Source organism: Ensifer sp. SSB1 (assembly GCF_016652895.1).
GTDB lineage: Bacteria > Pseudomonadota > Alphaproteobacteria > Rhizobiales > Rhizobiaceae > Ensifer.
The window spans coordinates 11,430-19,314 of the sequence record NZ_JAEPRP010000051.1 but is presented as its reverse complement, the minus strand read 5'-3'; the positions used below and the strand labels follow the sequence as shown (position 1 = coordinate 19,314).

At 64.8% G+C, this 7,885-nt stretch carries 5 protein-coding genes and 1 pseudogene; all 6 read right to left on the bottom strand.

The features are described from left to right. A partial coding sequence (gene rbbA / locus I8N66_RS14835) for a ribosome-associated ATPase/putative transporter RbbA (protein ID WP_291154772.1) occupies positions 1–2,762 on the bottom strand: 2,762 nt, incomplete at its 3' end. Continuing rightward, the gene (locus I8N66_RS14830) at positions 2,762–3,832 is read right to left on the bottom strand and encodes an HlyD family efflux transporter periplasmic adaptor subunit (protein ID WP_291154771.1); all 1,071 of its coding nucleotides are present in this window, start codon (positions 3,830–3,832) and stop codon (positions 2,762–2,764) included. The genes rbbA and I8N66_RS14830, both read right to left, overlap by 1 nt. A gap of 229 nt (positions 3,833–4,061) precedes the next feature. Further along, positions 4,062–4,877, bottom strand: a complete 816-nt coding sequence (locus tag I8N66_RS14825; RefSeq protein ID WP_291154770.1) for an ATP-binding cassette domain-containing protein — start codon at positions 4,875–4,877, stop codon at positions 4,062–4,064. Positions 4,878–4,934: 57 nt separating this feature from the next. Then, on the bottom strand, positions 4,935–5,648 hold the full coding sequence (gene fhuF, locus I8N66_RS14820) for a siderophore-iron reductase FhuF (protein WP_291154769.1): 714 nt from the start codon (positions 5,646–5,648) through the stop codon (positions 4,935–4,937). Then, a complete protein-coding gene (gene fhuB, locus I8N66_RS14815) occupies positions 5,648–7,612 on the bottom strand; it encodes a Fe(3+)-hydroxamate ABC transporter permease FhuB (RefSeq protein ID WP_291154767.1) in 1,965 nt (654 codons plus the stop codon). Before fhuB ends, fhuF begins: the two co-directional genes overlap by 1 nt. Then, positions 7,609–7,885 (bottom strand): annotated as a pseudogene (locus tag I8N66_RS14810) (iron-siderophore ABC transporter substrate-binding protein); the annotation flags it as partial. The gene fhuB and the pseudogene I8N66_RS14810, both read right to left, overlap by 4 nt.

Below are 7,885 nucleotides of genomic sequence, written 5' to 3'. Positions count from 1 at the left end.
AACGTGCCGATCGCCAGCAGCACCGGCACCGCGATCAGCATCGGCACGAAGGCACCGCCGAGATCGGCGAAGCCGAGCGCCTTGGAAAAAGTGCCGCGGGCGATCGTCATGAAATGCGTGGTCGGATAGATCTGGCCGATGAAGGCGCCCGCGCCTTCGAGCGAGGAAACCGGATCGATCATGCCGGAATACTGGATCGCCGGAATGAGCGTCAGGATCGCCGTGCCGAAGATCGCGGCGATCTGGCTCGACATGAAGGTGGAGATGACCAGCCCCATGGCCGTTGCCGCCGAGACATAGATCAGCCCCGCGACCGTCCAGGTAAGCAGGCTGCCGGTAAAGGGCACCCGGAAGACGAAGACCGCAAAAGCCGTCAGCAGCACGAAGTTGAGCATCGCCAGGGCGATATAAGGTATCTGCTTGCCGATCAGGAATTCGAGCCGCGTCACCGGCGAGACGTAGAGATTGACGATCGACCCCAGCTCCTTTTCGCGCACGACGCTGAGTGCCGAAAGCATGGCCGGGATCAACATCAGCAACAGCGGAATGACCGCCGGCACCATGGCGACGATGCTCTTGACGTCGGGATTATAGCGGAAGCGCGTCTCGATCTTGAACGCGCCCGTGGTCGCGGCCGCTCCATAGCGCTCTCGGATCTTGCCGGTCAGCCAATGGGCGTGCAGCCCCTGCACGTAGCCCTTGACCGTTTCGGCACGGCTCGCCATCGCGCCATCGATCCAGGCGGCGATTTGCACCGTGTCGCCGCGCGCCGCATCCCGGGCAAAACCCGGTGGGATCTCGATCGCGAGGCTCAGTTCGCCGTTGCGCATGCGCCGGTCCAGATCGGCATAGTCGGTGATCGGATCCTTCTCGATGAAGTAGCGCGAGCCGGCAATCTCGAGAATATATTCGCGGCTGGTCGTCGTCTGGTCGCGGTCGAGCACCGCAAAGGTAAGGTCCTCGACGTCCATGTTGATGCCGTAGCCGATGACGAACATCAGGATGACCGTGCCGATCGTGGCAAGCGTCGCGCGAATGGGATCGCGCACCAGTTCCAGGGCCTCGCGGCGGGTATAGCTGAACATCCGCCCGACGTCGAACAAACCGGATTTCGGCGGCCGTGTCGTCTCGGTGGACCGCTTGGCGACCGGCTCCACCGGTGCCTTGGCCCTGACCACTGCGGGCACCGGCTGTTTCGCCCCGGCGATCGCCTCCTCCAGATAGGCGATGAAAGCCTCTTCCAGCGTCGCGGCGGAACGGCTCTTCATGATACCGGCCGGCGTATCGCTGACGAGCACCTTGCCCGCATGCATCAGCGACATGCGATCGCAGCGCATCGCTTCGTTCATGAAGTGGGTGGAGATGAAGATCGTCACCTGGTCGTTGCGGGAGAGATCGACGAGGATCTGCCAGAAACTGTCGCGCGCCACGGGATCGACGCCGGATGTCGGCTCATCGAGGATGAGGATATCGGGTGAATGGATCAGCGCGACCGCAAGCGACAGCCTTTGGCGCACGCCAAGCGGCAAGGCGTCCGGCAAGGCTTCCATCACGTCCGAGAGATCGAAGCGCTTCGCCAGTTCCTCGATCCGATTGGGAATGCTGTCCGCCGCCATGCCGAACAGCTTGGCATGCAGTTCCAGGTTCTGCAGCACCGTGAGTTCGGTATAGAGCGAGAAGGCCTGCGACATGTAGCCAACGCGGTGGCGCACCTCCATGTCGCGCGGGTCGACCTCGCGTCCGAAGAGCTTTGCCGTACCTTCGCTGGCGGCGAGCAGGCCCGTCAGCATCTTCATCGTCGTCGTCTTGCCGCAGCCGTTGGAACCGAGGAAGCCGAAGATCTCGCCACGGCCGATGCGGAAGCTGACATTGTCGACGGCGACGAAATCGCCAAAGCGCATGGTGAGGTTGTTCGCCTCGATGGCGATATCATCGCCCGCGCCTTCCGGGCGCGGCGGGATGACGACATCGTGGTGTTCGCCCCTGATTTCCTCCGGCAGCAGCGCGATGAAGGCAGCGTCGAGCGTGTCGACCCCGGTCTTTTCAAGCAGTTGATCGGGTGTGCCCGTTGCCAGCACCCGGCCGGCATCCATCGCGACCAGCCAGTCGAAGCGGGCGGCCTCCTCCATATAGGCAGTCGCAACGATGACGCTCATGCCCGGCCGCTCAGCACGGATGTCGTCGATCAGTTCCCAAAACTGCCGTCGCGACAAAGGGTCCACGCCGGTCGTCGGTTCATCGAGGATCAGGAGATCGGGATCGTGGATCAGCGCGCAGCAAAGCCCGAGTTTTTGCTTCATGCCACCGGAGAGCTTGCCCGCGGGGCGCGCCGCGAAGGGAGCAAGCCCGGTGCTTTCGAGCAGGCTGGCTATCCGCCTTTCGCGTTCTTCGCGATTATGGCCGAAGAGTCGGCCGAAGAAATCGACGTTCTCGAAAACGGAAAGCGTCGGATAGAGGTTCTTGCCGAGGCCCTGCGGCATGTAGGCAATGCGCGGGCAGGTCCGGCGGCGATGGCCGGCATCGGCAATGTCGCCGCCAAGCACCTCGACGCTGCCCACCTGCACGGCGCGGGCGCCAGCAACGAGAGACAGCAGGCTCGATTTCCCGACGCCGTCCGGTCCGATCAGCCCGGCCATGCAGCCGGACGGAATATCCAGCGTCACCTCGTCCAGAGCCTTCGTCTTCCCATAGGAAAGGGTGACGGCGCTCAAGCGAACCACGGGCTCTGCCGGCTGCAGGCCGGCCCGGTCCGGGGCGGCCATCACTGCACCAGCGTGCCGGTCTGGCTCGCCGGCCACTCTGCATTCGGGTCGACCTTCACATAGGCAACGCCCGGAAGACCGGTTTTCACCATGCGGATGTATTTCTTCAGGAGTTCCTTCGGGATCTGCGCCTTGATGCGGAAGGTCAACTTCTGCCGTTCCTCGGCGGTCTCCACCGTCTTCGGCGTAAACTGCGCGACATCGGCGACATAGGAGACCTTGGCAGGAATGATATATTGCGGGGCGGCATCCAGCACGAGCCGGACCTCGCTGCCGATCGACAGGCGGCCGGCCTGATCCGTCGGCAGGAAGAACGTCATGTAGACATCGCCGAGATCGACGAGATTGAGAACGCGGCCGCCGGCAGCCAGCACTTCGCCGGGCTGGACCACACGATATTGTATGCGGCCGTCGCGCGGCGAGATCAGGGTGCTGTCGTTGATGTCGGCGATGATGCTTTCGACCGACGCCTTGGCAGCCTCGACCGCGGCTTCGGCATCAATGACCTGGGACTTCGCCGAATTGATTGCCGCATTCGACGCGGCAAGCGAAGCTTCCGCCGCACTGGCGGCGGCCCGCGCGCCCTCGGCGGTCGCCCGGTCGTCATCCAGCACCTGCTGCGAAACGGTGCTCGTCCTGACGAGTTGCTCGGAGCGGGCAAGGCGCCGTTCCGCAGCGTCCAGTTGTGCCTTGCGCTGTGCCAGTACAGCCTCGGCCGCCGCCTTCTCGGCTTCGCGCTGCGTCACCAGGTTCTTTGCCGCTTCGACGCCGATGATCGCACGCTGCTGCTGCGCCTCGGCTTGCCGCTTGTGGGCCTCCAACTGCACGGTGTCCATCTGGGCGAGCACCTGGCCGGCAGTAACGAAGTCCCCCTCGTCCACCAGGATCTCCTTGATCCTGCCGGCCGTCTTGGTCGAGATATCGATCTCGACAGCCTCTATGCGTCCGTTGCCGCTCGCAATCCCCGCGGGCAGCGCATTGCCATCCAGGTTCTGCCAGGCATAGTAGCCGCCCGCGAGCGCCAGAATGACCAGACCGACCAAGAACCAATTCTTCCGGGCTTTTTCCATCTCAGCGTCCACCTTCAACATATACCGTAACAATAGCGGCCGTCCAAACACAACCGGGAATAGACGAAGCGACCGCGCAACGCGGTGCAAAGGGTCGCTAGAACAGGCCCGAAGAACCGGGCCTTCGCATTGACTCATGTCAATTGCCGTCGGCTACTCAAGGGGCAAATGCTAATCGGCGGTCCGGCATCCAAGCCGGCTGGTCGACTTGGGGCGGTGGTTTTGCCGCCTACCGCGCCAGCGCCACGCGGCGTCCACTAACGGGCTGTTCCAGCACGTCCATCTGCACATCGTAGATCCGCGCCAGTTCTTCGGGCGTCATGACGTCGGAGGGTGTCCCCTCGGCAATGAGGCGGCCGGAATGAAGCGCCACGATGCGGTCGCAGAAACGGGCCGCCATGTTGATCTCGTGCAGCACCGCGATGATGGTGATGCCCTTGTCCCGGCAAAGATCGCGCGTCAGCGTCAGAACCTCGAGTTGATGGCCGATGTCGAGCGCGGAGATCGGCTCATCGAGCAGCAGGCACGTGGCATCCTGCGCAACGAGCATAGCGAGCCACACACGCTGGCGCTCGCCGCCCGACAGGCTGTCGACCTCGCGGTTGACGAACGGCCCGATACCGGTGACCTCGATCGCCTCTTCCACCTTTGCCTTGTCGGCTGCCCCGAAGCGTCCGAGCGTGCCGTGCCAGGGATAGCGGCCAAGCGCGACCAGTTCCCGGGCCAGCATGCCGGGCGCCGGTGGCGTGTTCTGCGGCAGATAACCGAGCCGGCGGGCGAAGGCCCGCGTTCCCCAGCCTGCAAGTGGCTGGCCCTCGAAATCGATACGCCCCGTGGTCGGCGTGAGCTGCCGCCCGATCAGCTTGAGCAACGTCGACTTGCCAGAACCGTTGTGGCCGATGAGCGCGATCGAATGCCCTGCCGGGATATCCAGCGTCAGCGGGTGCAGCAGGTTTCGCCCGTCGATGGCGTAGCTCACATCATGAAGCGACAGGACGGCCTGATCGCGGGCAATGGGCGGAGCTTCAGTCACGTGGTTCTGCATCTCTTCATTCCGGTGCAGGGTGGCTGAACCTGCTGTTTGCTCTATCGGTAGACATCATTAGCGACAAAAGGTCGAGGCATTGATCGGGCAGGCCGGGCCGCATTTCTTCAATCCATCGAGCTTGTAGCGGATGCAACAGACCTTGCGCTGGAGGCAGGCACCACCCGAGGCGTCGGGGGCCGTCTGCGTCAGCCGGACCAGTGGATGGCCCGCTGCCATCAGCGCCTCCATCTCGTCGAGGCGCGCCGCGACATCGCCCGGCATCGCGCCCCGCTGCCAGAGATCGCGAACCTGGCTGCAGGCGCGGCAGAAGGCGTAAGACGCATTGCTCCAGTGCACCCGTTCCGAGGTCGCCGTCGCCGTTGCTATTCGCGCGATCAACGGTCTCACATTGTCATCGACGATCCCATGCAGATGTGTGCCCAACGAAGCGGGAGCTGCCCGCTTCGCCACGAACCGAACGGGCGTCGCCATATCCGACAGGCCGACCTGAACTTCCGGCAACGCCAGGCAAAACCAGATGTCGTGAACGAGGCCATAGGCGATGGCGGGCCGGAGCAGTCGGCCGAAATAGCCTTGCGTCCACAGCGACGCGGCAGCCCTGCGATCGCCCGGCCCCCAACGCCGCAAAAGGCCATCCAGCGCGCGGGCAACCGGCCCCGGTTCGAGAATGCTGTCCAGGCGGACGAGATCATCGTCGTCAGCCTGAAATGCGTGGCTCAAGGCCGCGTCCGCAAAGGGAGCGGGAAGCGCCGGCAACAGGCTCGCCATCATCGTTTCCGCCCCAGAAGCCAGATGAGGTAAGGCGCACCGACGAGCGCGGCGAAGAGGCCGAGCGGCAACTCGTAGGGGAACGTCGCCGTGCGAGCGCCGAAATCGGCAAGGGCCATCAGGATCGAGCCGAGCAGGAAGGAGCCGGCCAGATGCTGCGGCGCCGTGACGAGACCGGCACGCAGGACAATGTGCGGCGCGACGAGCCCGACGAAGCTCAAGGGGCCGACAAGCAGGGATGCAGCACCCGTTGCAGCGCCCGAAAGAAGCAGGAGGAACACGCGGCTCAAGCGCACCGACAGGCCGAGCGACAGGGCGATCGACGGCCCAAACGGCAGGATCGTCAACCAGCGGCTCAGCATCAACGCGACAGCAGGGATGAGCAGAGAGAGAATGCCGAGGAAAATTGCAGCCGCCGGCGTTGCCGTGGATGCCGAACCGCCGAGCCAGGCGAGGATCTGCCACGAACGCTGGTCGCCGATCGCCAGCAGCGCAGAAAGGACGGCCGAACTGAAGGAACCGACGGCCACGCCCGCAAGCAGCAGCTTTTCCGGCGGCAGATGCCGGCGGCTGGCGAAGAGGAGCACCGCCAGCATGGCGATGAGCGCGCCGAGACCCGCGCCGATGAAGACCGAGGCGGTGCCGCCGTCCGGCACGACGGTCAGCGCTGCGGCAAAACCGAGACCGGCACCGCCGCTGACGCCGACGACCTCGGGGCTTGCCATGGCGTTACCCGTCATGCGCTGCAGGATCGCGCCAGTCACGGCCAGCAGGCCGCCTGCTGAGGCGGACGCCAGCAGCCGTGGCCACCGGAGCGGTGCAAGGTCGAGCGTTTCGGCCCAGCTCAGTACCTTCCAGCCCTGCCCGGAGGGCCCTACGAAAAAGGCGATCGCGACGATGACGGGCACCAGGGCAAGAAACACAGCAAATGCCGGCATCAATCTCGCGCGACGAATGCTCTCCCGCGCCTCATGCGGCACTTCCATGCTGCGCACCTTGGGCAGAAGCCAGAGAAGCAAGGGGCCGCCAACGAGTGCGGTGACCGCACCGGTTGGAAAGTTTTCGCTCGAGGTGCGAGCAAGGGTCTGCACGATGCCGTCGCAGAGCCAGAGGAACAAGGCACCCGCAAGCGGCGACAGCGCGACAATCGCCGCCGGCCGGCGGGCTCCGCAGGCGCGCACGAAGGCCGGGGCGGCAAGGCCGACGAAGCTGACGAGCCCTACCGCAGCAGCGACGAAGCCGGCCAGAGCTGTCGCGATTGCGGCAATTGCAAAGCGAATGCCGCCGAGATTGACCCCCAGGCTGCGCGCACTGGTATCGCCGAGACCGAGGACCAGCAGCGGGCGGATCAGCAGGCTGGCGAGCACGCCGAGAAGGACGAACTCCAGCGCGAGCCCCTGGAACACGGACCAGTCCTGCTGGCTGAGAGACCCGCCGTTCCAGGTCACCAGCGACATGAGATATTCGCCGCGCGAAAGCGTCATGGCCGCCGATAGGGCGGCTGCCGTCACGCCCACGAGCAGACCGGAGACCACCATCGTGATCGGTTCGAAAGCCCGCCGCCAGCCGAGCGCGAAGACGACCGCTGCCGCCGCCGCGGCACCGGCGAGCGCAACGGCAGTTCGATGGCCATCGACGATTTCAGGGGCGTAGAGCGTTGCTGCAACGATCGCGAGCTGGGCACCCGCCGAAATCCCGAGGGTCGAGGGATCGGCGAGCGGGTTACGCAGCAATTGCTGGAGAAGCGCGCCCGAGAGGCCGAGCGCTGCGCCCGCTGTAAGCGCGACCGCCGCCCTTGGGAACAGGCTATAGGCCAGAATGATCTTGTCGAGACTGAGTGCCGCGGGAGGCGCAAGCAGATCGCTCCACTGTGAAAACGGCACCTGGCTCGATGCGGACAGCGCGAAGAGGATGAGGCCGACCAGCAGGCTAGCCGACAGGAAAGACCATGCCCGCATCGTCATCCGCGCGGATCCCCCGCCTGCATCGCCTCGGCGAAAAGGCGCGCAAACCGCAGGCCCGCTGTGACGCCGCCATAGGGGTTTACGTTGGCGATCTGGATGATGCGTCCCTGGCGGACGGGTTCCAACGCGTTCCAGATGATGCTGTTTCGAAGGCCGCTTCGTGCCTCGACCGGGATGTCCGAGACGATGACGATGCGCGCATCGGGGTCGGCCGCCAGGTTTTCGATCGGCACGGGCGCTGCGAAAGTAAAGCGCGAACGATCCGTCCAGGCA

What these genes read in the sequence shown, in the direction of transcription:
- I8N66_RS14830 (WP_291154771.1), bottom strand. Translation starts at nt 3,832, where the DNA reads ATGGAAAAAGCCCGGAAGAATTGGTTCTTGGTCGGTCTGGTCATTCTG.
- I8N66_RS14825 (WP_291154770.1), bottom strand. Translation starts at nt 4,877, where the DNA reads ATGCAGAACCACGTGACTGAAGCTCCGCCCATTGCCCGCGATCAGGCC.
- fhuF (WP_291154769.1), bottom strand. Translation starts at nt 5,648, where the DNA reads ATGGCGAGCCTGTTGCCGGCGCTTCCCGCTCCCTTTGCGGACGCGGCC.
- fhuB (WP_291154767.1), bottom strand. Translation starts at nt 7,612, where the DNA reads ATGACGATGCGGGCATGGTCTTTCCTGTCGGCTAGCCTGCTGGTCGGC.